This window comes from Nocardia glycosmidis, from assembly GCF_052545115.1.
The window spans coordinates 225,024-250,331 of record NZ_JBQWRH010000003.1; the positions used below are offsets into that span (position 1 = coordinate 225,024).

General features: G+C 65.3%; 18 protein-coding genes. 7 read left to right on the top strand and 11 right to left on the bottom strand.

Annotation, left to right across the window (positions count from 1 at the left end; all coding sequences use genetic code 11):
- Window positions 1–139: 139 nt before the first annotated feature.
- Together mycP and eccD are read right to left on the bottom strand one after the other, a co-directional pair.
- A complete protein-coding gene (mycP, locus tag ACT86A_RS05090; RefSeq protein WP_445090816.1) occupies window positions 140–1,603 on the bottom strand; it encodes a type VII secretion-associated serine protease mycosin in 1,464 nt (487 codons plus the stop codon).
- A 6-nt stretch (window positions 1,604–1,609) separates the two neighbouring features.
- Window positions 1,610–3,076: a type VII secretion integral membrane protein EccD gene (gene eccD / locus ACT86A_RS05095; RefSeq protein ID WP_445090817.1), complete on the bottom strand. Its 1,467-nt coding sequence runs from the start codon at window positions 3,074–3,076 to the stop codon at window positions 1,610–1,612.
- A gap of 170 nt (window positions 3,077–3,246) precedes the next feature.
- On the opposite strand from eccD, the gene eccCa reads away from it, so the two are divergent.
- The gene (gene eccCa, locus ACT86A_RS05100; RefSeq protein WP_445090818.1) at window positions 3,247–7,284 is read left to right on the top strand and encodes a type VII secretion protein EccCa; all 4,038 of its coding nucleotides are present in this window, start codon (window positions 3,247–3,249) and stop codon (window positions 7,282–7,284) included.
- Between the two features lie 248 nt (window positions 7,285–7,532).
- Here eccCa and ACT86A_RS05105 read toward each other — a convergent pair whose 3' ends face one another.
- The gene (locus tag ACT86A_RS05105) at window positions 7,533–7,796 is read right to left on the bottom strand and encodes a hypothetical protein (protein ID WP_445090819.1); all 264 of its coding nucleotides are present in this window, start codon (window positions 7,794–7,796) and stop codon (window positions 7,533–7,535) included.
- Between the two features lie 213 nt (window positions 7,797–8,009).
- On the opposite strand from ACT86A_RS05105, the gene ACT86A_RS05110 reads away from it, so the two are divergent.
- Entirely contained in the window at window positions 8,010–8,738 is a 729-nt protein-coding gene (locus ACT86A_RS05110) for a type VII secretion-associated protein (RefSeq protein WP_445090820.1), read from the top strand.
- Between the two features lie 105 nt (window positions 8,739–8,843).
- Here ACT86A_RS05110 and ACT86A_RS05115 read toward each other — a convergent pair whose 3' ends face one another.
- The 7 genes from ACT86A_RS05115 to ACT86A_RS05145 all read right to left on the bottom strand — a co-directional run bounded on the left by ACT86A_RS05115 (window position 8,844) and on the right by ACT86A_RS05145 (window position 16,590).
- Complete coding sequence (locus ACT86A_RS05115) at window positions 8,844–9,149, bottom strand: WXG100 family type VII secretion target (RefSeq protein WP_445090821.1); 306 nt, start codon at window positions 9,147–9,149, stop codon at window positions 8,844–8,846.
- Window positions 9,150–9,183: 34 nt separating this feature from the next.
- A complete protein-coding gene (locus tag ACT86A_RS05120; RefSeq protein WP_445090822.1) occupies window positions 9,184–9,507 on the bottom strand; it encodes a WXG100 family type VII secretion target in 324 nt (107 codons plus the stop codon).
- 373 nt (window positions 9,508–9,880) lie between these two features.
- The gene (locus ACT86A_RS05125) at window positions 9,881–11,464 is read right to left on the bottom strand and encodes a serine/threonine-protein kinase (RefSeq protein ID WP_445090823.1); all 1,584 of its coding nucleotides are present in this window, start codon (window positions 11,462–11,464) and stop codon (window positions 9,881–9,883) included.
- A gap of 131 nt (window positions 11,465–11,595) precedes the next feature.
- A complete protein-coding gene (locus tag ACT86A_RS05130) occupies window positions 11,596–12,831 on the bottom strand; it encodes a DUF7373 family lipoprotein (protein WP_445090824.1) in 1,236 nt (411 codons plus the stop codon).
- The gene (locus tag ACT86A_RS05135; RefSeq protein WP_445090825.1) at window positions 12,824–14,023 is read right to left on the bottom strand and encodes a DUF7373 family lipoprotein; all 1,200 of its coding nucleotides are present in this window, start codon (window positions 14,021–14,023) and stop codon (window positions 12,824–12,826) included. The genes ACT86A_RS05130 and ACT86A_RS05135 overlap by 8 nt, the downstream gene beginning before the upstream one ends.
- A 30-nt stretch (window positions 14,024–14,053) precedes the next feature.
- Complete coding sequence (locus tag ACT86A_RS05140; RefSeq protein WP_445090826.1) at window positions 14,054–15,283, bottom strand: DUF7373 family lipoprotein; 1,230 nt, start codon at window positions 15,281–15,283, stop codon at window positions 14,054–14,056.
- A 101-nt stretch (window positions 15,284–15,384) separates the two neighbouring features.
- Window positions 15,385–16,590, bottom strand: a complete 1,206-nt coding sequence (locus ACT86A_RS05145; protein WP_445090827.1) for a DUF7373 family lipoprotein — start codon at window positions 16,588–16,590, stop codon at window positions 15,385–15,387.
- Window positions 16,591–16,734: 144 nt separating this feature from the next.
- Between ACT86A_RS05145 and ACT86A_RS05150 the strand changes: the two genes are divergently transcribed.
- On the top strand, window positions 16,735–18,060 hold the full coding sequence (locus ACT86A_RS05150; RefSeq protein WP_445090828.1) for an FHA domain-containing protein: 1,326 nt from the start codon (window positions 16,735–16,737) through the stop codon (window positions 18,058–18,060).
- A 156-nt stretch (window positions 18,061–18,216) separates the two neighbouring features.
- Here ACT86A_RS05150 and ACT86A_RS05155 read toward each other — a convergent pair whose 3' ends face one another.
- The gene (locus ACT86A_RS05155; RefSeq protein ID WP_445090829.1) at window positions 18,217–19,662 is read right to left on the bottom strand and encodes a neutral zinc metallopeptidase; all 1,446 of its coding nucleotides are present in this window, start codon (window positions 19,660–19,662) and stop codon (window positions 18,217–18,219) included.
- Window positions 19,663–19,768: 106 nt separating this feature from the next.
- Here ACT86A_RS05155 and ACT86A_RS05160 point away from each other — a divergent pair, with 106 nt between their 5' ends.
- From ACT86A_RS05160 to rpsI, 4 genes are all read left to right on the top strand, one after another.
- Complete coding sequence (locus ACT86A_RS05160) at window positions 19,769–22,261, top strand: FHA domain-containing protein (RefSeq protein WP_445090830.1); 2,493 nt, start codon at window positions 19,769–19,771, stop codon at window positions 22,259–22,261.
- Between the two features lie 118 nt (window positions 22,262–22,379).
- Window positions 22,380–24,128 (top strand): hypothetical protein, encoded by a 1,749-nt coding sequence (locus ACT86A_RS05165; RefSeq protein WP_445090831.1) that lies wholly within the window; start codon window positions 22,380–22,382, stop codon window positions 24,126–24,128.
- Window positions 24,129–24,305: 177 nt separating this feature from the next.
- The gene (gene rplM, locus ACT86A_RS05170) at window positions 24,306–24,749 is read left to right on the top strand and encodes a 50S ribosomal protein L13 (RefSeq protein ID WP_445090832.1); all 444 of its coding nucleotides are present in this window, start codon (window positions 24,306–24,308) and stop codon (window positions 24,747–24,749) included.
- The gene (gene rpsI, locus ACT86A_RS05175; protein WP_445090833.1) at window positions 24,746–25,255 is read left to right on the top strand and encodes a 30S ribosomal protein S9; all 510 of its coding nucleotides are present in this window, start codon (window positions 24,746–24,748) and stop codon (window positions 25,253–25,255) included. Before rplM ends, rpsI begins: the two co-directional genes overlap by 4 nt.
- Window positions 25,256–25,308: the final 53 nt, after the last annotated feature.

Consider the following 25,308-nt stretch of genomic DNA (forward strand, 5'->3'; position numbering starts at 1 on the left):
CGATGCCGAGGGGCAGCGAAAGTAGCTCGCTGGTGCCGGTTTCGGCCCTCTCGATCGAGGACCGTGGGCGCGCCCGCAGCGAGGATTGGTCGCTGCGAGCGCGTCACATTGATAGAGCTGCTGGTTTCCTATCGGCCTGTTACATGTCGTCGTCGGACACACCGAACCTGCGACGGATAGGAAACGATGCGAGCATGCCCAAGACGAGCAACGCTGCGATGGCTCCGCTGCCGATCAAGGCGACATTGCGCGCGCGATGGTCCGGCGGCGGTGCCGGCGCGGGTACCGCGAGCTGAACACTCTTCGGTTGAGACGGTCGTTTGGGTGGTAATGCGTTGCTGACCTCGGCGGTCAGCGCGGCCACCGGGTCGACGGCGCCGTAGCCGACGTAGGGGTTCCACCCTTCGGCAGGGGCGTGGGCGGTGGCCTCGATGCGTTTGATGACCTCCAGCGCGCTCAACTCTGGGAAACGAGCCCGCACGAGGGCGGCCACACCGGACACCAGGGGTGTGGCGAAGCTGGTGCCTTGAATCGACCCGAGCTGTCCCTGTTGACGGATGCTGCCTACTTGTACCGCAGTTCCCTTGCTGTTCGCATCGTGGAACAGGGGATCGAGCGAGGTGATGTTCTCACCGGGCGCGGCCACGCCGAGCCACGGCCCGGGCACAGTGAACTTCGACGGCTGCCCGTTCTGGTCGATCGAACCGACGGACAGTACGTAGTCGTCATAGCGGGCAGGCGACACATTCAGGTTGACCTTGCTCCACGGGTCCGCGGCTGGATCGAGCGGATCGATGACCGGGTTGGTGCCGTTGCAGCTGTCGTCGAGGTTGCCGGCCGCCACCACGACGACCACGTTCTTCTCGATCGCGGCGTACCGGACTGCGGCGCCCAGGTCGGTGTCTTCGAATGGCTCCGAAGTCGCCCTGCACGCGACCTCGGACACATTGATGACGGTGGCTCCCATATCCGCCGCGCGAACGATCGCCGATGCCATGGTGCGCGTGGTGCCATACCCGGCGGGCAGGGCATCCGGCCCCTTGTCCCGGTTCGCGCCCTCCTTCTGGTACAGCTTGCTGGTCTGCCGGATGGTGAGAATCTGCGCCTCGGGCGCGACCCCCGAGAAGCCTTGACGGTCAATCTTCGTCGCCGCGATGAGTCCGGCGACGAGCGTTCCGTGCGCGTCGCAGTCCTCGGTGCCGTCAGTGCTGCTCACATAGTCGCCGCCCCCGATAAGCCCCGGCAGGCGCGGATGACGGGCAACGCCGGTGTCGATGACCGCCACCAGTTGTCCCGCACCTCTGGAGAATTGCCAGGCATGCTCGAGATCGAGAGACAGCTGTGCCGCGGGGATGGACGGACCGTCACCGCCGGACCCGGTACCGACGCACGGCGTGTTCGAGGCCCGCTCGGTCTTGTCCGGCGGCGCGGCCGGATTGCCCGGTGGTGGAGCCGTGTTCGGGCTCACAGCCGGCTTGTCCGCATGCGCGAACGGGCTTCCAGTGGTTGCACCGAACCCGATGGACGCACTGAATGCGAGCACGCATGCGGCCGCACCCACCTGAGCCGCACGCAAACCGCTGCCCGAATATCTCGTACCCATCGAGGCTCACAGCCCACGGACGAGCGAGTAGAGATCCGTCACCCAGAACACCAGGGGCAACACCGCCGCTACGAACGCGTACTCGAGCAGTTCGACGCCCCGGCGCATCGGTGGCGTAGCCGACTGATTCGGGATGATGATGCCGAGGATCAGTGCCACGACCAGCGCCACCATCGCCGCGCCGAACACGGCCAGCGGCTGGTGCATCGCGAATCCCGCCCCGCCCAGCATGATCAGCGCGATTGCCGCCCCGCCCGCGATGAGCACGACGGCCTGCTCGGCGCCCGCGTAGGTGCGGCTGCGGAACATCAGCACCGTCGCGCTCACCAGCGCGAGCGCGATGCCCTGCCAGTATGGTTCGTCGGCCATCGGGTCCGTGGCCGCCAGCGCGCCTGCGGCGGTGACCAGCGTGGTCGCGGCGACCAGGCCGGCCAGATACATCCGAGCGCGTTCCGACTTCGCCCGCAGTACGTCCATGGTCGGCAGGGCGCGGTGATCGTCCGGGTCGTCCTCGGTCGGGTCGATCGGCGTGCCCGGTGACGGCACCGGCGGCAGCGGCAATTTCGCGAGCAGCATCGAGACGCGCGGCGCGAGCGACAGACCGCCGAGCCCGAGCGCCGCGGCGACCGCGCCGATCGCCCGCGTGTGCTGGTCGGTGAGCAGACCGACCAGCGCCGCGGGGATCGCGTACGCCGCGAGGGTGGCCGCGCCGATGAACAACCCGAGGCCGACGCCGGTGACCCGCCAGGCCAGAATCGCCGTCGCGCCCGTCAATACCGCGCCGAGCAGAATGTGTGCCCAGCCATAGTGATCCGGCACGTAGAGCATGCCCGCGGTGAACGCGGCGGGCAGCGCGCAGCCGCCGAGCACCAGCGCGGTGCCGGTGTCGCCGTACATCCTGCTGAGCACCATCGCCGCCACCACGAGCAGGATCGCGACAACCAGAGCGACCGAGCCGCCCACCGCGATCGGCAGCGAGCCGGGCGACAGCAGCAGGCCGAGGCAGCCGACGACCATGGTGATCGCGGCGAGCACCGAGCCGGTGATCCGCGCGACCCGCGGGGTCCAGCTCCGGTAGTGGTCGGTATCGGCGATCGCCACGTTGTACATGATGTCGTCGAACAACGGCGTCGGCGCGGTGTGCGAGGCACTCTCCAGCATCAGCAGTTCGCCGTCGCGTACGCCGTGTTCGCCGAGGCTGAGCGAGTTGGAGAACGGCGGATGCCCGATGCGGGCGAGCACCCATTCCGCGGGCTCGAAACGCTCGCCCTCGTTGTCGAACTCGTTGGTGCGGCTGTGCTGGGCGACCATGTCGACAACGCTCGGAATCACCAGCGCGACCGGCACGTCGACCGGGATGGCCATGTCGACCTGGGTGTGCTTGGCCAGAATCGTCACCCGGGCGAGATCGGGAGCGCGGACGATCCCGCGCAAGGCTTCTTCGTCGATGTGGTCAAGTCGCGCGTGCGTCAAGCTTCCCCCAACTCGGTCTGCTACTTCATGATTCCGCGAGGGCCGCGGGCCGAGGGCGAGCTTGCGAACCCAAGGTCCGGGCAGCAGAATGCTGGTCGAACTGTACGACATGTCGGCTGTGACCTCTACACTGAGGCCGTATCACAGCATCCGAAGGGGGATTCTCGCCGATGAGCACTGTCCGCTTCCAGCGCCGTGCGCGCCGCGAGATGCCGCGCTCGCCCGGCGGCGAGGTCACCCTGCAGCCGCCGCCCGAAATCCCCCGGGTGACACCGGGAAACCTGCTGATGAAGCTGATGCCGGTCGTGATGGTGATCGGCATGGTCGGCATGATGGCCCTGATGTTCACCCAGGGCGGCGGCATCGCGTCGAACCCGATGAGCATGATGTTCCCGATCATGATGGTGTTCTCCATGGTCGGCATGTTCGCCGGTCAGGGCGGCGGCAAGGGACAGAAGGCCGCGGAGGCCAACGAGGATCGCAAGGACTACTTGCGCTACCTCGATCAGGTCCGCAAGGACGTCGACGAGACCGCGCGCCAGCAGCGGGCTTCCGTCGAGTGGAGCCATCCGGAGCCCGAGCTGGTCTGGATGCTCGCCGGCACCAGCCGCATGTGGGAACGCCGCGCGGGGGACAAGGACTTCTGCCACGCCCGCATCGGCATCGGCGGTCAGCGCCTGGCGACCAGGCTGGTCGCCCCGGAGACCGGCCCGGTCGAAGAGCTCGAGCCGATCGCCGCCGTCTCGCTGCGCCGTTTCGTGCGAGCCCACTCCACCGTGCCGGACCTGCCCACCGCGATCGCGGTCAAGGGTTTCGCCACCATCGCGCTCGACGGCGATCGCGGTGAAGCGCGGGAAATGACGCGCGCGATGTTGGTGCAGCTGTGCATGTTCCAGGCGCCCGACCAGGTGCTCGTCGCGGTTGTTTGCGGACCGGACACGGCGGGGGAGTGGGAGTGGACCAAGTGGCTGCCACACACCCAGCATCCGGACACGCAGGACGGCATCGGTAGCCAGCGCATGTTCTACGGCTCGATTCGCGAAGCCATGGCCGGACTGCAGCCGTTGCTGGGCAACCGGGTCCGTTACTCGCGCAACCAGCCGGCCAACCCGAACATGGTGCACATCGTCATCGTGGTCGACGGCGGTCTGCTCGAGGCCGAGGACGATCAGCTGCGGGAATCCGGTTATGAGGGCGTCACCATCCTCGACCTGTGCGGCTACGCGCCGCGCCTGGCCGTGTCCCGCGGCATCAAGATGATCGTGGAGAACGGGGAGTGCGTCGGTCGCGGCGCGACCGGCAATCAGGAACGCTTCGCCCTGATCGACCGGATCAGCTCGCAGCAGGCTCAGCAGGTGGCGCGTCGACTCGCACCCTACCGCGCGGCGACCCAGCGCAGCAGCGACGTGGAAACCGACGACTCCGAGGTGATCTCGACCTGGGCGCAACTGATGAGTCTCGGCGATATCGGCACGTTCAACCCGGAGCACGCCTGGCGGCCGCGCTACGGCCGGGAACGCCTGCGGGTTGCGTTCGGCGTCGGCGCCGACGGCCTTCCGGTGGAACTGGATATCAAAGAAGCCGCGGAGAACGGCATGGGGCCGCACGGTCTGTGCATCGGCGCCACCGGCTCCGGCAAGTCGGAGTTCCTGCGCACCCTGGTCCTCAGCCTGCTCGCCACGCACTCGCCCGACCAGCTGAACCTGGTGCTGGTCGACTTCAAGGGCGGCGCTACCTTCCTCGGCCTCGACGGCGTGCCGCATGTCGCCGCGGTCATCACCAACCTGGAGGAAGAAGCCGATCTCGTCGACCGGATGAAGGACGCTCTGGCCGGCGAGATGAACCGTCGCCAGGAAGTGCTGCGCGCGGCGGGCAACTTCGCCAATGTCTCCGAGTACGAGAAGGCCAGGGCCGCGGGCGCCGACCTGGACCCGCTGCCCGCCCTGTTCGTCGTGCTCGACGAGTTCTCCGAACTGCTCACCCAGCACCCGGATTTCGCCGAACTGTTCGTCATGATCGGCCGCCTCGGCCGCTCGCTGCACGTGCATCTGCTGCTCGCCTCGCAGCGCCTCGAGGAAGGCAAGCTCAAGGGCCTGGAGAGCCACCTTTCTTATCGAATCGGTCTGAAGACGTTCTCCGCCAACGAATCCCGCCAAGTACTCGGCGTGCCGGACGCCTACAACCTGCCGAACAGCCCCGGCGGTGGCTACCTCAAGGCGGATTCCGGTGAGATCCAACGCTTTCAGGCGTCCTACGTCTCCGGTCCCTATGTCGGCGGCGGCTCGCAGCGTGATATCACCATCGCCACCCAGTCCGGCGAAATCGACGTCCACGCACGGCTGTTCACCGCGACACATGCCGATTTCCGGGCCGCGGACCGCGTTCCGCTGCCGCCGGAGCCCAGTCTGGAGCCCGAGCATCACGACGACGACGGCGAACAGCTGTCCAACGTGAGCATGCTGGTTTCCCGGATCCGTGGCCACGGCCGCCCGGCGCACGAGATCTGGCTGCCGCCGCTGGACGAGGCTCCCACGCTCGATCAGCTTATCCAGCGCTCCATCGTCACCGGCGACTACTCTCCGTTGGCTACGCTGCGCGCCCCGATCGGCATCGTGGACCGGCCCTACGACCAGCGCCGTGACCCGATGATCATCGACCTGTCCGGTTCGCGCGGCAACGTCGCCGTCGTCGGCGGGCCGCAGTCCGGCAAGTCGACCGCGCTGCGCACCCTGATCATGGCGATGTCGTTGACCCACACCGCCGAGCAAGTGCAGTTCTACTGCCTCGACTTCGGCGGTGGCACGCTGGCCAGCCTGGAGGGGTTGCCGCATGTTGGTTCGGTCGCGAGCCGACTGGATGAGGACAAGGTTCGCCGCACCATCGCGGAGATGACCACCGTGGTCCGCCAGCGTGAGGCGCGGTTCCGTCAACTCGGCATCGAGTCGATGATCGAATTCCGCCGCCTGCGCGCCATGGACCCGGCAAGCAGCCCCGCGGCAGCCGGTGCCCACGAAGATCCATTCGGCGACGTCTTCCTGGTGATCGACGGCTTCAGCTCGATCCGCCAGGACTTCGAGCCGCTCGAGCAGCCGATCATGAACCTTGCGGTACAGGGCCTTTCCTACGGCGTACACATCGTCATCGCGCTCAACCGCTGGGCCGAAGCACGACCCGCCCTGAAGGACCAAATCGGCACCCGCATCGAACTCCGCCTGGGTGACCCCATGGATTCCGACCTCGGCCGCAAGTTCGCCGCGTTGGTCCCGCAGAGTCGCCCCGGTCGCGGTATGACGCCGGAGTGCCTGCACATGTTGACGGGTCTGCCACGGATCGACGGCAGCTCCGAGCAAACTACCCTCGGTCGAGCAGTCTCGGATGCGGTAGCCACGATCGCCCGCCTGACGCCTGGCCGCCCCGCGCCCGCAGCTCGTATGTTGCCGGAGATGCTGCCGCGAGAGCAGTTGCTCGAGCTCGCGGGCCACTGGCCGTCGCAGGTCACGCCAGGTGTCAAGTGCATGCGTATTCCGCTTGGTATCAACGAATCCGAGCTGGCGCCGACGTACCTCGACTTCAACGAAAGCCCGCACTTCATCGTCATCGGCGACACCGAGAGCGGCAAGACGACGCTGCTTCGTTCGATTATCGAGGGCATCGCTGCGTCGAACACCCCGAACGAGGCGCGCTTCATAATTGGTGACTACCGGCGCGGCATGCTCGGACTTGTGCCGGACGGATATCTGGCCGGCTACGGTTCGACCGCAGCACAATTCACCCAGAACATGGCCGATCTTGCGGCCTACGTCACCCAGCGAACGCCGGGACCCGAGGTGACACCGCAGCAGTTGCGCAACCGCTCCTGGTGGAGCGGCCCGGAACTCTATGTCATCGTCGACGACTATGACCTGGTCGCCTCGTCGAGCGGCAATCCGGTGTCGGCGCTGGTGGAGCACCTGCCGCATGCCCGGGATCTCGGTTTCCACGTGATCATTGCCCGCCGATCCGGCGGTGCGAGCCGCGCGATGTACGACGCCGCTCTATCGAGGATGAAGGATCTCGGATCGGCAGGGTTGATCATGAGCTGCAGCAGGGATGAAGGTGTGCTCATGGGTACGACCCGACCGGGCCCGAAGCCGCCCGGCCGCGGCACCTACGTCACGCGAAACGGCGAGGGCCTGATCCAGCTCGCGTGGATGCCTCCGGCGGAGTGATGCCGACAGTCGATCTGGTGTTGACGGACACCCGCGTGTGGGCGCGTGGCCCTACTACACATTGGGATGCGCCACCGTCAGTGCTCTTGGGCAGCAACGGGGAACTTGTTGTAGGAGAGCCGCTTACTCCGCCGACACAGGTCATCTCCGCGGTGCAGTATGTGGGAGCGGACCGGATCGCACTGCTGCCGCGCGTTCCGAGCACCGCTGAGGCAATGACCGCGGTGGTCGGTACCGTGATGCAGAACCTAGGCATCCCCGTCCCGTGTGCGCATGTCACCGTGGTATGCCCGACCGAATGGGGCAGTCGGCGTCGAGCCGATGTCGATAGCGCCGTGCGCCGGGTCGCCACCGATGTCGTATTCGAGGATATGGCGGTTCGCGCGGTGGCCGCCGATGCCGGGACTGGCCGCAGCAGGCGCACGGTCGTCCTGGAATTCGGTCCGCTTTCGACCACCGCAACTGCAGTTGTCCGGAGTCATCAGGGCATCCACATTGAATCCTGTGAGCACGAACCGAATCTTTCGTTGGCCGCCGCCGAGCCGAACTCGAACGGTCTGGCGGAATTGTCCGTGCTCGTCGATCGCCTACTCGCGGGGCAGCCCGCCGATGTAGTTCAGGCAGTGGGTGTTTCCGACCCCGCGAAGTTGAATCTGATCAGGTCGGCGGTCTCGGAGGTCTGCGGACCTGATGTCGAGCTTCGTCCGATCGCTGGTGTCGATCTGGTGCGGGGGCGGCAGCAGGAGCCGGCATATCAACCCGAAGTCGCGCCGTTGCCAACCACGGGATGGGTGCAGCCGTTACGTCAGCGAGCTGCGGCGATGCAGCCGTCCGGTCGCAATACCAAAATGTATGTGCTGGGTGCCGTTGCCGCGGTCGGAGTGGTCGCCGCAGCTGCCATCGGTGCCGTGTCCGCGTTCGATAGCTCGGAAGACAAACCTACCGCCTCCACAACGAGCACACCTGTGGCCACGGGCCCGGCGCCTCAGTCGACCGGTGCGCTGCCGGCGCCGACAACTACACCGAAATCCGCGTCGGAAACCGTTGGGCGCGTCAGCTTCCAGATGCCGACCGGATGGCGATTCGTGCAGGCACCCGACTCGAGCAAGTCTCGGGTCGATCTCGTCCCCTTGGACGGAAATCGGGTGCGCATCACCGTGATCCAGACTACAGTCGCCGCGGGCACCGGATATGAACAGGTCGCTGCGAATCTCGACGCCCAGATGAAGCAGCGGCCAAGCGGCTCGGTCAGTGAGCTGAAGCGCGACGTCGTCTTCGGCGGCAAATCGGGCCTTGCCTACACCGAACAGCCCGGCGACGGCTCAACCGTGAACTGGCATGTGTTGGTGGAGTATGGACTTCAGGTCAGTACGGGATGCCAGTACATCGGCGGCTGGGACTCGATCGCGTCGACCTGCGAGCAGTTTGCGGCGTCCATACAGACGACGCCGTAAATCCTTCTCCCAGTAGGACAAGGTGATGCGGCCTGAGCTTACTCCGGTGTCCCGCAAAACAATTCGTGCCCCCGGCAATCTGCCGAGGGCACGAATTGTCGAAACTCAGAAGAGATCTGCGAGCGCCTTGTCGGTACCTTGCAGTTCGGCGTTGCCGGTGCTCACAAGTTGGCCCGCGCCCTTAAGTGTCACGTTCAACTGTTCTGCGTGCTGGTTCCACATGCTTTGCAGCTGGCGGAATGCCTCGGAGGCTGCGCCTTCTTCCCAGTTATCCTGCACGAACTTCAAGACCTCGCTCTTAAAGTCGTCGAGCATGGTCATGATGCCCTGGGCCTGGTTCTGGATGTCCGCAGCACCGGCTTCGACGGCAGAGAAGTCAGCGGAAATTTTGTTGACGGCGTTTGTCGCCATGTCAGCTCCTTAAAGTCCTGATCGCAACTACTGATTACAGCGGAGGAAGGTCGAGGCTCGAGGCGCGCGACTGCACGCTCTGCTGGAATGCTTGGTCTTGCGCGCTGAACTTTCCACTGGAATTCACCAGGTTCTCCACCGTCTGAAGCAGCTTGTCGTTCAGCTTATCGGCCTGGTAGTAGTAGCGCTCCATGAACGAATCGAAGGCTCCGCGAGCCTCGCCGCTCCATGTGGCGGTGACGGCATCCTCATGCGCCCTGACTCGCTGGATCTCCTGAACCAGCCGGGAGTGCTTGTCTTCGCATTGGTGCGCGAAGGTCTTGAGCGCTGCCGCATCTACGCTTGCCTTTGGTGCCACTGTGGCTCCCTTCGGTTCCGGCCGATGATCCCAATCGGCCTCTTCATCTGATTGGACGCGAGTGAGGATGGATCGGTTCCATCAATCTCGGAGAAAGTTCGGTCGATCAGAGGAGCGGCCCAGACTTGCCGACGGGATCCCTCCGAGCTGGACCCCAGCAATCCCCTTATCGCGATCTGCCATGCCTGCGCCCCCTCGCTCCGCATACTCACTATCGCCGACGAGTGAGCCCCCCGGCGTGTGCCCACGGTACCGTACCTCGAGATGCGACGCTACCCTCTGCCACAGGTGCGATTCATGACACAAACAATCGGCGAGATCCCGCGTCAGGTACGAGAGTTCGGCACAGTCACGACGTGGCGACCGTCCCGGTCTACTTCGTCACGATCTTGGCGATAGTGGGGATCATCTTGTTCGCAAGCACTTTGGGTGACTGGTCGGTCCACACCTGGAAGGCCTGAACAGCCGACGGATCGTCTACGACCACGATTTTGGCTTGGGTGTTCAACAATCCGCTCGGAAGAGCAGCCAAGCCACCGTTTCCGGCTTTGCTATCCGCTCTGAGCACGATGATGACGTCGCTGTCGATGTCCAAGGAATAGGTGTTGACAGAAAGCGGACGCGGAGACTTCTCGTCACCGACGGCCTTGTATTTCGGGCTGTATCTAAAACCGATGTCCTGCAGAAACTTCGACTGGGTGCTCGGAGTCAGTGTCACGGACAGTGTTGCGTTGCCGAAGTGGAACGCAGTAACAGATTTGCCATCGAATTCCGGATGGGCCTTGCGCACCTCGGCCAGCCGGTCGCTGCCTCCAGCGTCGGTGGAATCCGACTGATTGGCAAAGATGAACGTTCCAGCCGCTACGGCGGCCGCGACGACGAAGGTGATCACGGCAGGCACCAGGAGACGGCGGACGCGGAAGCGGCGGGCGCCACTGTTTCGCTGGGTCGCGATCAGGCTCTGGTCAGTGTCTTCGCGCCGATGTGACTCGGTTGGATAGGTCGAACGGAGGGCTGCTGGCTGTGGCGAGAACGGTGCTGTAGTCGGGTGCGTCGCCAGAGGGTTCTTCGGATCAGTGGCGTGGGATGGGCCGGGCGCCATGAACTGAGCAGTGCCGTACAGCGCGGCCTCAGCATCCTGTGTGAACTCCCGACACGTGCTATATCGGTGAGCGGGATCTTTCGCCATGACCCTTTCGATCACGGCATCGAGTGCGGCGGGAAGCCCCGGGCGGACCGCGCTCAACGTGGGCGGCGGCTCATGGAGGTGCCCCATCATGACAACCGCGGGCATGGTTGATGGATACGGGTTATGCCCTGTCAGCAGTTTGAAGAACGAGCAGCCGAGGCTGTAGATGTCTGCGCGATGATCCAAACTGGTGCCGACCAACTGTTCTGGCGGTGCGTAGGCAACCGTGGCCATGAAATTGCCTGTTGCGGTCAGGTCTTGGCCGTCCTCGGCTGACTTCGCGACGCCGAAGTCGGTTAGCAGGACTCGTTCCTCGTCACCCGCCTCGGCGGCGGACAGGAGAAAGTTGGCCGGCTTGACGTCTCGGTGCAAGAGCCCGCGTCGATGTGCGTAGTCGAGCCCTTTACCTACCTCTGACACGATGCGTAGTGCCCGTTGCGGGGTCATGACCGCAGGGCCCTTCCTGGCTTCGTCGGCCGCGTCGACTCCGTCGACGTACTGCATGGCGATCCACAGTTGGCCGTCCTCCTCGCCGCGGTTGTACACCGCAACGATGTTCGGATGGTCCAGTCCGGCAGCGAGGTTGGCTTCCCGCTCGAATCGCGCCCGGAACTCATCATCAGTAGAGAGATCGGCACTGAGGACCTTCAGTGCGTCACGACGTGGGAGGATTGGGTTCTGAGCCAGATAGACGGTTCCCATCCCGCCGCTGCCGAGAACCTGCAGCACCCGGTACCCACCAACGATTGCACCGGGCCGCAACCCCATTCGGTCCTCCCTCAATGATTCGAATGCCCGGACACACGAGCCTTCCGGAGAAATCTAGCAAGCCGTGGCCCGGTGTTCGACTCGCATCAGCCGCGGAATGTCGAGCCCCACAGAGTCGACCGTCTTCTCCATCAACGTCCGCTCGCCAGTAGTTTGTATTGCGCCGCTGTTCGCTGGTGTAGATCCTGGATGTTGCGCCCGGTCACCTTTGCGACGTACCGATCGAACGCTATCCAACACACCGGTGGGTAATCGGACGCCCGAGAGATGCCGGGCTTGGCGTTGTAGCAATGCGCAGCGGGAAGGTTAGCCGGGCTGTCGACCTTGGCGTAGTTGTCCTCGTCGACAACCGGCGCTTCCAGGGCGGCAATCAGCCGGGAGGTGCTCGGTGCGTCACGTGTGCGGTAGATGGTGGTGGCCGATACTGCGATGTTGTCGAGTCCCGCGTCGTTGAACGCGGCCATAGCCACGTTCGGACGCCTGTCGAAGTGCAGTGCCGCGTGCTTGGGAAAGATCGCTGAGGGGTCGGATCGGTCGGATCCTCCGGGCTTGTTGTCCTTGTCAAAAGGCAGCGTGCGGCTGAGCAGCCCGTCAACGTCGAGTGGCAGCGACTCGATCTGGTCGAGCGGGGTGGGGGAGTAGCCCTTGAGCATCTCGACCTGTTTGTCGAATGCCCGCTTCACCAGGTCAGCTTGTTCAGCCGGATTGAACGGGATGCTGATCGGGTCATAGACCCGCACGTAAAGAAGCATGTCACCATGGGCGAGCCAAGACACCAGCCATGGCGAACCGTATGCAACCTTTGCGGTGTAGGTAGTGCGGGCCTCCGGATATTCCGGGATGCGGAAACTCTCTCCGGCTGTCCGGTCGGCCAACGCTTGCGTCGCGGTTTTGGCGCGATCCGCGCTGGAAAAGCGGATCACTTCCATTTCGATCTCACGCCCAGCGTCTGATTTTTCCCGGCGCTGACCGAAGGTGTACCAGCCCGCTACGAGTCCGGGGGCAATTGCGTTGAACTCGCCAGACTCCAATTTGATCCCAGTGAAGTTAGGAGAGCTCTGCGGGGTGATTGTTCGACTGATGAACTTGTGATAGTCGAAGATGAATCGGTTGTCAATGTCCATGACGAGAGGAGTTGCTTCGCCGATTCGAATTGCTTCACGGATCGCGCTCGTGTCGTCGGTCCTGGTGCTGTCGATATCCCTCGGGGTGGTTGGATAGTTACCCGAATCCAGTTTCGATATGTCGATTGCCGCATCGCTATGGATAGAATCGTCGCCTCCGCAAGAACTTGCGGACAACGCGAATATCAATGCAAAGGCAGTGGTGCATATGCGAAGGCTTCGCCGCATGATTCGATCACTCACTCTTCACTAGAATTGAGTACTGACCAGCTGTCCGCTCCTCGAGAGGTCGATCAACCCTTGCCAGGTCGGGGAATTTGGATAAAACGACGGCAACGTAGCGGTCGTAGACAATCGCGCAAAAGCTACTGTACAGTCGATTCAGGTCGGCCACGTCGAGCCGTATGCATCGTGCATCGCCGAGACCTGGAGGCGGGTCGAGTACAGTATCGTTCTTGCCGGGTTTTGTTAATGCGGTTTGTAGTCGAATCGCGGCGGCGAGGTCCCGGGCTCGATAGACAGTGCTGGCCCGCCGGCCGATCAGATCCACGCCGCCTTCTTCGAAGGCCTTCCGGACCTCGATCGGATTTCGCTCGAAATGGAGTATCCCGGAGGGTTCGAAAGAGCCGAAATCTTCGTCGTAAATGCTGCTCAGGAACGGGTCAGAGTAGTCTTTCGCTCTTGGTGCCGCTCGCCGCATGATGCCATCGGGGTCCAGCGGCAGATCCAGCAGGTCGTCGAGTGGCACAGGCTTCTGCCGATCGAGTTGGGCTATCTGAAGTTCTATCGTCTTTTTTATGGTTCCGGCGACCTTGTCCCTGTCCGGCTCCGGTAGCCCCGCGCTGATCACGATGACATACGGGCCGTGTGGTTGGAATGCAGTCGCGCCACGGTCGTCGGCGGACGTCGCCCGTGCATCGGCGTGCCCATCGATCGGAAAGGCATGACGCTCGCTCAGTTCAGTGGTTATTCTCATGAAATCGTCTGCCGCGTTCTTGCTGTCAGTTTCTGACGCGAATCGCAGAATCGATACGATCAGCTTCTTGGTGCTGCGTAAACTGCCGTTTGTTCGCGACACGTATGCACCGGCGATGAGATTATTATTTTCGGCGACGGGCGCGTATGCTGCGGGCAGTGCGCCATCCCGGGTCATGGTGTACGGGTCGGCGATCAGCCTGACAAATCCGACTTGCGTCAGATCGCTGTCCACATCGAAGGGATGCACAAGGTAGTTGAGCATTCGGCGTGCTTCGATGAACCGGATGGGCATGGCCGTGCTGGCGCCGTATTCTAGTTTGAACGGTGAGGGTGTGGTGGCTGCTGCCCCGGTTCTAAGAGAGGATAAATCGACGGGCGCCAAGCCTGGCAGCGGTTTACCGTCGATCGAGCTGGCGCAACTGGTGCCCGCAATCAGCGCAACAGTCAGGACGGCCATAGCGGACAATCGTTTCTTCATGGATCGTCCTCATCGTGCTATCAGGAGAGCGTACTGGGCAGAGATTTTTTGATGAAGATCCTGGAGCTGCTTCGAAGCCGCTTGCGCGACATATCGATCGACCTGAAAGGCGCAGAGGTTCATTGTTACGAGCTCTTTGTCCAGAGACTGGGTCGTCTGCGCGTAGCATTCGATGTTCTGGCCGAGTCCTGGTGGTGCCTCGACTTGCTTTTCGCCAGGCCGTAGGTGTGTCGACGGCTGCCACTCCAGCCAGAGGGCTTCGGCGCCCTTCTGGGATCTGCTTCGAAATACGACGGCGTCGCCGAAGGAGACCAGATCGACTTCAGTGCGTTCGAGTTCTGGCAGCATTTCCTGTCCTGGACTCAACAGCAGCGTCAGTGATCCCCGTCCGGTATAGATGCCATCCGGCTCGGCACGTATCGGCTTCTCCGGATTGCTGGGGAGGGTACGACCGAGAAGACCTTGCGGGTCGAGGGGAATGCGTTGGAGTTCTGCCGCCGGGGTCGGCTGGAACTTGTCCAGCAGCGGGAGTTGTACGTCGAGCATCTTTTCGACCTGCGCGGTCAGCGCGGGGAGGTCGGGCGCCGAGGTGTCATCGACGACCTTTATAAAGATGACGTACCGGTCGTGGACAGTCCACGAACCGATGGATGAGACGGTCGGCCGCCAATGCGCAGTCGTGTTCGGATAGTTGGGGATCGAGACCGGCTCATTGCCGTTGTTGTAGGTGAAGTCGTCGTGTTCGAGTGTTGGGCCAACGGTCTTGGCGGTCTGAGCGTCAGGGAACATAAGCACCGCGAGGTTCAGTGTGCGCTGTTTGTGATCCGGGTTGTCGGCGGTCGCCCAAGCATTGACCCATCCCGCCACCAGGTCTTTGGCGACATCATCGAAGGTGTCATTGATTATCAGCTGGCCCAGAGTCTTTCTGTTGAGCACGATATGTGGCCGGACAGTCCATGCGTCTTCGACGTATGTCTGATCCGCTTCGTATGGCAACGCCACGTAGTCGGCCAGCCGCTGCGCCTCGCGTGCCCTGGCCTGCGTATCGCTCTTGGCGTTGCCGATCTCGCGTGGCTTCGTTTGGTAGTTTCCGACATTCAGCTGCGAAATATCGGTCTCGATGCGGCCGGGATTGCCGGTTACCTCGGAGCCGCAGGCGCTAGCCGCTGTCACCAGAATGCCTACCGTTGCAAGGGCATACGCGGTTCGAAGCCGAATCGATCTCACGGCGTGCTTCAATGCTGTCCCCCTTCGTTCGCGTACTTGTCGCGGATACTACTCGAGGGACGTTCGGTCTACCGGGCCGGTAGTGCATACCTGCTTGCCGCCGCGCCCCCGACTCACAGGCTATTCGCCAGCAGCGCATACTCCGCGGCGACCTTCTGTCGCACGTCCGGTTCCTTGTCGCTGGTCACGACACCGACGTAGCGCTTGTACGCGACGTAACAGCGGTACTTGTACTCCCGTTCCGGGTCGCCTTTGCTGTTGAGCTGGAGGCACTTGGCGTCCGGGACGTCCTTGGGTGCGCCGAGGGGATCATAGTGCGCGCCTTCGCTTTCCAGCAGGCCGGTGACCAGCTTCGAGGCGGCGGCCGCATCGCGGGTGCGGATGACGTAACTGTCGTCGGCGATGGCGGTATGGTCCGCGCCCGCGGCCTCGAGCAGGCGCAGGTGCGCGGCCTCGTCGTCGGCGCGGTGGACGGTGTAGTAGCCGCCGTACGACGCGAAGGTCGACGGGTCGGGTGTGCGGTTTGCGCGGTCGGCGACCGCGATACGAGCGAGCAGGTTGTCGGGGTCGACCTTCAGGTTGTCGAGTTTGGTGACGGGCGTCGGAGTGAACTTGTCCAGCTGCGAGACCTGGGCGGCGAGGGTCTTGTCGACCCATTTCGCCAGGTCGTCGGCGTCGGCCGTGGGCCGTTGGATGAACAAGGAGATCACGAATTCCTTGTGGGCCATGAAGGTGCCGACTGTGGGAACGCCTGGGCGCCAGTGAATGTAGGCATCGGGATATCTGGTGGACGGCAATTTCCGGTTGTCCGGTGACACAGCGATATCGACGTCTTCGAGCTCGCGGGCGGCGAGCTTTGCGGTGGCCTCGTCGGGGAAGCGGAATACGGCGTTGGTGACCGCTGTGGCTGCGGGGGCCGGATTGGACTGCCCCGCAGGATCGGGGCGGTCGGCGCCGCTGACGGCGTACCCGACGACGAGCTTGCGGTTGTCGAAGACCGGTTTGGACACCTTGGCCACGAAGTCGAGTGCCTGCTCGCTGTCCGCGACGACGGTGCTGCCGCGTCCCACCTTCAGAGCGGGATCGATGCGCACGCTCGGGACCACCGCGTCGGACATCCGCATGCCCTCGAGCAGTGCGCCCTTGCCGTTCGAGTCTTGCTCGTACTGGTGCCGATCGACGGGATAGGTGCCGACTTCCAATGTCCGCACATCGATCTCCCCCGCCGTTGCCTTACCCACCACGCCCCCGCATCCGGTCAGCAATCCTGCCAATGCCAGACATGACGCGGTGAGTGCGATGCGTTGCGTCCGAACCATCTCAGGCCCCTCGTTCCTCCCGTTGCTCACACTGAAGTTACCCGACGGATGCCGGGGAGGGAGGCCGATGCTGTCGTATTGCAATACCCTTGTAGATGTGGCAACGACCCTGCACTGCACCTCGGGTGGAGACCGATTCCGGTGATGGATCGGCAGGTCGAGGTCGTCGCAGGCAGTCATGCCGTGGCCAGGGTCGCGGGGGCGGTGATCGTTGTCGCGCACCGTCGGCCGGGCAGGCCGGTCCGCGATTCGCCCGCCCTCGTGGCACTCGAATCGCTGTCCGAGCTGGTAGGCCAGGCAACGGATCGGGAGCCGGACGCGCCCGGCGCCGCGGTGGCACGGCAGGCGACGCGCTGGCTCATGAAGCAGGCCGAGCAGATCAGTCCGGGCGAACCGATCGACTTCGGCATCCTCTCGACCGCCGAGAACGGCGGCCTGGCGATCTTCCTGCACGGCGCGGTCACCGCCGTGCTGGCCGATGACGGCTCGGTCGAGCAGTATCGCGGCAGCGATGCGGCGTTCACGGTGGATCGGGTCGCCGAGGTTCCGACTCGGGCGGTGGCGTTGTTCGTCGATGACGCGAAGGGTCGCGTCCCGGATCTGCCGCCGGAGCGAGGCATCGGCCGGCTGATCGAAGGTGTCGCGCAGGCAGGCGGCGCGATCGTCTGGTCCGAAGGCGCCCGCGGCCGAGTGCCGACGAGCGGCGGGGCAGCCCGCCCCGAGGGCGCGCATCGCCGCCCTGTGGCACGACCACTGCCGACCGCGCGGATCGAGCACGAGCCACCCGCCGCGTCCGAAAGACAACACCCCGAACCCCAACGCGCGGTCGACCGGTCGGCGCCGTCCACCGCCGTGCACGACGGCGATTCCGAGCAGCTGCCGATCGACCCGCACCACGCGCCGACGCAGCTGGGCGGCACCAACCCCGCTCCGCGGCCGGACCCGGAATTACAGCGTCGCCTGGAGGCGACCGCGCGGGCCACCGCGCTCACCGTCAAGGTGATGGGATTCAAGTGTGCGCGTGCGCACCCCAGCGATCCGCGCGCGGCGTTCTGCACCGTCTGCGGGATGCCGGTGGACCAGACGCAGCGACTGATCGAGGTGGTGCGCCCGCCGCTGGGCATGCTGATCCTCGACGACGGTATGACATACATGCTCGCCGCGGACGCGGTGATCGGCCGTGACCCGGAGCATTCCGAGGCGGCTGAGCGCGGCCTCATGCCGCTGCGTGTCGACGACGCCTCCGGCGGTATGTCGCGGGCGCACGCCGAGATCCGCTTGGTGAATTGGGATGTCACCGTGGTGGATCGGGATTCGACCAACGGCACCCACACCCGCTTGCCCGGCTATCGGGATTGGGTGCGTCTGGCGCCGAACCAGCCCATGGTGCTTGCCCCCGGCGCCGAAATCATGCTCGGAAACCGTGTACTGCGCTTCGAGCTCGCCGCACCGCCACCCTTCGGCCGCTGAAAGCCGAGATGGCTCCCTCGTCCCGCTGGAACTCGATGGAGCCGATCGCGGCGCTGAGGCACCCAGCAGTAGCGGGCAACTGCTCCCAGAGCGGCATTGCAGCTGCGAGCGCGTTCACCGAGCCCGAACCGTCCGGCCGCGCGGACCGGAAGCTGCTCAAGAATATCGTGCCGTGCAGGCCTTTTCGCCGTTCATGACGCCCGCGCGAAATGCGTCGACACGGGAGAAGCCACTGCGCACGGTCTGACCCTGTGCGTCACTGGCTGCCAGCCCGTCGGTGAGCAGGCCCGAGACCGCCTCATCGAGATCGCCTGCGGAGAGCATGATGTCGCCCTGGCTGACCGGCCGCCCGGATTCAGCGAGTTTGCCGGTGACAACTCCGGACAGGCAGGCCGCGCGCAGACCGGTCTTTGCGCCGACGAGACTCTGGCCGTGACTCTGCTGGACGGCCAGCGTGTATCGAGAGATGAACACGATGTAGCCGTTGTAGTCGCCGGTCACCTTGAGCGGCAACGGGTCGTCCTTGCGGGAGTTGGACGTACCTCGCTCGGCGAGGGCCGGTACGTCGGAGGCGATCGTGTTCGTGGCGGGACAGTACGACACCGGTTCCGTGACAACGCCGTTGCGGCATTCGATCGTTGCCCGGGAGTAGTCGTAGGTCGGATCGTTGTCTACCGGCAGAATGGCTTTGAGCGCCTTGGTGAGTTCGACCAGGGTTTCCTTTGTGATGGGGAACTCGCCGCGCCCTTGGTCGCCACCGAAACCCTGCGGCAGGTTGCCACGCCGCTGGTTGATCTCGTCGATATCGATGCCCTTGCAGGCACGCGGCCCATCGGTGAAGCCGACCTGCACGGCGGTGACCCGCTCGAAGGCGGAGCCGTGCACGCTTTCCGGGTCGTCCGGGTCGGAGTCGCGGATGGCCACGGTGGCAGCCAGTACCGAGTTGAGGCCGTCGGAGGTGTTGATGGTGAAGTGCTTCGCCTTGCCCTCGGCGACGTGGCGCATGAACGCGCCCGCGAAGCAGTCGGCCTGCTGCTCCTTGACGATTACCGGATCCTTCGGTCCGACGAGCTTGGCCATGGTCTGTACAGCGTGTCCGTACTCGTGCGCGAGCACCATCACCACGGCCATCTTCCCGAAGGTGTTCTCCATGGTGGGAAGTAGGACGGAACGATCCCAGCCGATGGAATTGTCCAGTCGGCAGTAGGCGGCGTTCACCAGACGGTAGGTGCTTTCCTTACAGAACTCGATCGCCTCGCTGCGGCCGGCCTTCGCGCTCCATGAAATCAGCTTCTCGACGGGCTTGAATTCGCCTTGGAATTCCTTGCCGAACTCACCGCGCCAGTAGGTCTGGATGTCGTCGACGGCGTTGAGCGCCAGGGTGTCCACCGGGCCGCGGTCGCCGTTGGCCGCGGTGAGCGTACTGTCCGGAACACCGGCGCGTGGTCCGCTCGGCCCGCTCGTGGTGGGCAATCCGGCGACCTTGAACGGATCGTCGTAGATGGAGACGGCATGGCCGTCCACGAATCGCGTGCAGCCCCCGACCAGTACCAGAACACTGAGCAGCGCGGTAACAAGTGCGGTCGCTTTGGCTGTCGGCATGGTTCCCCCTGGTCGGCCGGTATCGCATACACATCATCCACCGGATCGGGGCAAAGGCGCGTCGGGGGCACCGCTGATGTCCGGGTGATGGAATAGTATCCGCTGCATGTCTTCACCGGGGGCGCAGACCATCACCGTGCGCCATGATGGAAACGAACGAGTATTCGATTCGAGCCAGCAGGTCACGATGGGCCGCGCGCCGGAAGTGACGCTGTTCGTCGACAGCCCGCTCGTTTCGCGTGTGCACGCGATGCTCGCCTGGCAGGGCAGTGCCTGGGTGTTGACCGACAACAAGAGCACCAACGGCGTGTTCGTCGACGCGCGCAGGGTGACCCAGCCGGTGTCGATCGATCGCCCCACCCAGGTGCGGCTCGGTGACGCGATCAGCGGCCCGCTGCTGCATCTGCTTCCGGCGAACCCGCAGCCGCAGCCTTCGAGACCGTCGCAGGCGGTTCGGCGGCCCGCGCAACAGTTTCACCATCCGCAGAATTCGCGTCCGCAGTATTCGCCACCACAGCATTCGACTCCGCAGTATTCACCACCGCAGGATGCGCCCGCGCCCGCGGTGAACGTCAACATGACGACCAGGGCCGACACGTCGAACATGCCGCCGGTCCGGGCCAGGGCAGCCACGGCGGCGATCGCCCGCTCCGACCGGATTCCCCCCACCGGTCTGGCCATCGGCCGTACCACCGACAACCAGATCGTCGTCAACGATCCGCTGGCCTCCCGCAAGCACGCCCGCCTGGTCGCCTCCGCCGAGGGGCTGGTCATCGAGGATCTCGGTTCGGCGAACGGCACCTTCGTCAACGGGAACCGCCGGCAGCGGGTGGTGCTGCGCGAGCGGGACATCATCACCATCGGCAATGTCGATTTCGTTGTCCAGCAGGGCGCGCTGGTGCACCGGCAGAAACCGGTTGCCGAGCAGGGCCTCGCGGTGCACGGGGTCGGGTTCACCGTCGAGGGCAACAAGCAATTGCTCGTCGACGTGAACATGTCGGCCGGCCGCGGGACCCTGACCGCGCTGATCGGCCCCTCCGGCGCGGGCAAGTCGACGCTGTCGCGTCTGATCGCGGGCACCACCCGGCCTTCGGGCGGCGCGGTCACCTTCGAGGGCCGTAACTTGCACGCCGAGTACGAGGCGCTGCGCTCGCGTATCGGCATGGTGCCGCAGGACGACGTGCTGCACCGCCAGCTCACGGTGCGCCAGGCGCTCGGTTTCGCGGCCGAGCTGCGGCTGCCACCCGACAACAGTAAGGAAGACCGGCAGCAGGTGATCGACGGTGTGCTGCATGAGCTTTCGCTCACCGAACACGCCGATACCCGGGTCGACCGGCTCTCCGGCGGTCAGCGCAAGCGTGCCTCGGTGGCGCTGGAGCTGCTGACCGGCCCGTCGCTGCTCATCCTGGACGAACCGACCTCCGGCTTGGACCCGGCCCTGGACCGGCAGGTCATGGTGATGCTGCGCGAACTCGCCGACGCGGGCCGCGTGGTGATCGTGGTGACCCACTCGGTGGCGCACCTGGACATGTGCGATCAGGTGCTGCTGCTCGCGCCCGGCGGCAAGACCGCCTACTGCGGCAACCCGGCCGGTGTCGGCGCGGCGCTCGGCACCAGCGATTGGGCGGAGATCTTCGCCGATGTCGCGGCCAACCCGGATCAGGCGTTCGCGGCCTACCGCTCCCGGCAGGCATTCGCGCCACCTCCCGCGCCCCCGCCGCAACCGTATGGACCGGCGGGCAATCCGCCGCAGTCCAGCCTCGGCAAACAGTTCTCGACCTTGGCGCGCAGGCAGATCCGGCTGATTCTGGCCGACCGCGGCTACTTGACGTTCCTGGTGATCCTGCCGTTCATCCTCGGCGGGCTATCGCTGGTGGTGCCCGGCAAGAACGGTTTCCAGCGCGGCGCGTTGAAGGCGCTGTCCGATGGCACGTTCGTGCCGGTAGGTGGCGGCGAGACCCAGCAACTGCTGGTGGTGCTGATTCTCGGCGCCTGCTTCATGGGCTCCACGCTCACGGTGCGCGACCTGGTCGGCGAACGGACGATCTTCCATCGCGAACGCGCGGTCGGGTTGCTGCCTTCGGCGTACTTGATGGCGAAGATCGTGGTGTTCAGCATCACCGCGCTGCTGCAGTCGGCGGTGCTGGTCGGCATCACGCTGGTGGGCAAGAAGCGACCCGGCGAGGGCGCGGTGCTGGCGTCCGGGAGTGCGGAGCTGTACATCGACATCGGGTTGACCGCGGTCTGTTGCGTGGTCGTCGGGCTGTTGCTCTCGTCGCTGGCGAGGTCGAACGAGCAGGTGATGCCACTGCTGGTGGTGGTCGTCATGTGTCAGTTCGTGATGGCGGGCGGCTTGATCCCGGTTACCGGCCGGCTGGTGCTCGAGCAGGTGTCCTGGTTGTTTCCGGCCCGCTGGGGTTATGCCGCCGGCGCATCGACGGTGAATATCCGCGAGTTGTTCCTCAACGCGGAGCCCGACACGCTCTGGCAGCACAAACCGGGGATCTGGGCGCTGGACATCGTGGTGCTGCTGTTGATCACCCTGGCGCTCGCGATGGTCACGTGGCGCCGGCTGCGACTGAAGAAGTCGGCGGCGTGATGCGTCCCGCACGGCTGCCGGGCGTCCCGGAGGGCCTCGGGTGGTCGGCGCGGGAAAACGGCGACGACCGGGGCCGGACCGCAACGGCGCGCATCTCGGCTGCGGACCGGGCAGACTTATGCCTGTGACGGTGCGAGTAGGGGCAGTGCATCTCGGCTGGGATGTGGTGTCCGTGGCCGCGGGCGGCGGCGGCATTCCGATCCGCCCGGTGCAGGTCGAGGGTGTGTGGACGCCTCCGGCGTATCTGCTTGCGGATTCGTCGGGACGGCTGCACACGGCCGGTGTGGAACGCAACCGGCCCGATCTGGGCATGGCGATCGCCGACGTGCGCGACATTCTGGGTCATCCGCAGATCGTCGTGGCCGGCGCGACGTGGCCTGCCGAACTGGTGTTCCGTGCACGGATGTACAACCCGCTCGCGGCGATCGGCAAACACCTGCGCGGCAAACCGGACCTCGTGGCGCTGCCGTTCCCGGATGGCTGGCCGGACGAGAAGGTCGAGATCTACGCCTCGATGGTGGAGCAGCTCGACGTCATCGTCGAGCCGCTACCGGAGAGCGTGGCGCTGTCGGGTTACGTCCGCGCGCTCGGACTGGTGCAGCCACCGGACCGGGCCAGACCACACGGCGTCGGCGCGACCGGCGTGTACTCCGACGGTCGCAGCATGCTGGTGGTCGCCGTCCATGGTGACGACGAGCAGCCCACCGAGTCGGTCGAGGTGCCGGTGGAGGCGGAGGCCATGCGCGATGCCAGGTCCGCGGACAATGTGGTGATCGAGGTGATGGCTGCCGCGCGTTCGATCGGCGCGGACACCTCGACGGTCCTGCTCTGCGGAAACGTGCGCTTCAACGACGCGCTGCGCCTGGCCTTCCAGAACCATCTCGGGCACCGGCTGCAGGTGGCCGACCATCCCATGCACGCGCTCGTGCTCGGTGCCGCGCACCTGCTGGTGAGCGACACGGAGGCGGCCGAGCCGGAGCCGCCGGGCAGTTATGCGCCCGCGCCCCTGCCACAGCATCCGGTGGATCCACGGCAGCAGGCCGAATACGAGCAGTGGCGCGCAGCGAAGGCACAGGGTTCCGTCGAGCATGCCACGCCGCGACCGGAGGATCAGCAGCTATCGGACCCGGTCCGGCGCCGACCGGAACAGCCGCCGGCGCCCGGCGTCCACTACGGTCCGGGCCACCCCGCCCAGCAGGACGAGGCGACGACCAGGATCGGGCGTGACGAGGTCCCGCGCGCTCTCTCGCCGAATCTCGCCGATCTCGGCAGCCGGTTCACTCGGCCACCGAGCGCGACGGACGACCAGCGGTCCAGCGCGCTCGGGCAGCCACAGGGCGATGTGCCCGGTCCGTCGTCGGTGCCGCCGCTCGGGCCGCAGCCGCCGTACCCGGGAGCGCCTGAACCTCAGCAGGGTACGCCGGAGCAACACCGCCACGGCGGGTGGCAGGAACCGGTTGCGGAGTCCGATGACGCCGAGGATCAGGCTCGGAAGGGCAAGATCTGGAACAAGATGAAGGGCAATCTGTTCGGGGCCGATGCCGTTGCCGGGGCGGTGGCGCTGGCCGTGCTCGCGCTGGTGTGCGGTGCAGGCCAGATCGAACCGGCCGCGCGGGCGGCAGGTCTCGACGTGGGCTCGGTCACGCTGGACGAGGTGGCGGCCGCGGACGAGGCCGAGCCGATGGCGTGCTCGCTGACGCCTTACGCCATCAATCAGCCGAAGCCGGGGATTTCCACCGTACGGGGCGACCGATTCGAACAGCCGGGCGGCGTCGCCGATTGCGCGCCGCCCGGCATCGACACTTTGCGCTACCAGGTCCCAGGGCCGCCGGGAGCCATCGACCCCGGGCCACCGATGGCGATCTGACGCGATTTCTCACGGTCGCCACCCCGCTGGTATCGTGGCTTGCTGGCGTGTGGAACGCCTGGGCGATCTCCTGATGAATCGTCCGGTCGTGCGCCGAGTCCCGGGTCTCCACCGGCCGCCGGGAACCCCTCGACCACATGCTCGGCCGGCAACACCGACGACAGACAGGGAAGCACTGTGCCTACGTACAGCCCCAAGGCGGGTGACGTGACCCGCAAGTGGTACGTCATCGACGCCACTGACGTAGTGCTCGGCCGTCTCGCCGTTCAGGCAGCGAATCTGCTGCGCGGCAAGACGAAGCCGACCTACGCTCCGCACGTCGATGGTGGCGATTTCGTCATCATCATCAATGCCGACAAAGTTGCCATCAGCGGCAACAAGCGGCAGGACAAGCTGATCCACCACCACTCCGGGCACCCGGGCGGCCTCAAGTCGCGGACCGTCGGTCAGGTGTTGGAGACCAGGCCCGATCGGCTTGTCGAGAAGGCGGTCAAGGGCATGATCCCGAAGAACAAGCTCGGCAACGCGATCGCGAGCAAGCTGAAGGTCTACGCGGGCCCGACGCATCCGCACGCCGCCCAGCAGCCCATTCCATTCGAGATCAAGCAGGTGGCCCAGTGACCGCTCCCGAGGAATTCAACGAGGACTACGCCGAGGAATTCGACGCCGCCGAGGCCGTCGAGGACGGCGCGGGCTACGAGGAGACCGAGGACTCGCCGTCCTTCGCGCCGATCGTCATCGACCGCCCGGTGCAGACCGTCGGCCGCCGCAAGGAAGCTGTCGTCCGTGTGCGCCTGCTGCCCGGCACCGGCAACTTCGTGCTCAATGGCCGCACCATCGAGAACTACTTCCCGAACAAGGTGCACCAGCAGTTGGTCAAGTCACCGCTGGTGACCGTCGAGCGCACCGAGTCCTTCGACATCCACGCCCGCCTGGTCGGCGGCGGCCCCTCGGGCCAGGCAGGCGCCCTGCGGCTGGCCATCGCCCGCGCGCTGATCGAGGTCACCCCGGAGGATCGTCCCGCCCTGAAGCGGGCCGGATTCCTGACCCGCGACCCGCGTGCCACCGAGCGTAAGAAGTACGGTCTGAAGAAGGCGCGTAAGGCGCCGCAGTACTCGAAGCGCTGATTTCGGCAGCGTCGACCACCGCATCCGGTGCCCCTGCGGCGCCGGATGCGGTT

Coding starts and splice junctions, on each gene's coding strand:
- ACT86A_RS05150 (WP_445090828.1), top strand. CDS start 16,735: ATGGATCGGCAGGTCGAGGTCGTCGCAGGCAGTCATGCCGTGGCCAGG.
- ACT86A_RS05160 (WP_445090830.1), top strand. CDS start 19,769: ATGTCTTCACCGGGGGCGCAGACCATCACCGTGCGCCATGATGGAAAC.
- ACT86A_RS05155 (WP_445090829.1), bottom strand. CDS start 19,662: ATGCCGACAGCCAAAGCGACCGCACTTGTTACCGCGCTGCTCAGTGTT.
- ACT86A_RS05165 (WP_445090831.1), top strand. CDS start 22,380: ATGCCTGTGACGGTGCGAGTAGGGGCAGTGCATCTCGGCTGGGATGTG.
- ACT86A_RS05115 (WP_445090821.1), bottom strand. CDS start 9,149: ATGGCGACAAACGCCGTCAACAAAATTTCCGCTGACTTCTCTGCCGTC.
- mycP (WP_445090816.1), bottom strand. CDS start 1,603: ATGGGTACGAGATATTCGGGCAGCGGTTTGCGTGCGGCTCAGGTGGGT.
- ACT86A_RS05125 (WP_445090823.1), bottom strand. CDS start 11,464: ATGGGGTTGCGGCCCGGTGCAATCGTTGGTGGGTACCGGGTGCTGCAG.
- ACT86A_RS05135 (WP_445090825.1), bottom strand. CDS start 14,023: ATGGCCGTCCTGACTGTTGCGCTGATTGCGGGCACCAGTTGCGCCAGC.
- ACT86A_RS05145 (WP_445090827.1), bottom strand. CDS start 16,590: ATGGTTCGGACGCAACGCATCGCACTCACCGCGTCATGTCTGGCATTG.
- eccCa (WP_445090818.1), top strand. CDS start 3,247: ATGAGCACTGTCCGCTTCCAGCGCCGTGCGCGCCGCGAGATGCCGCGC.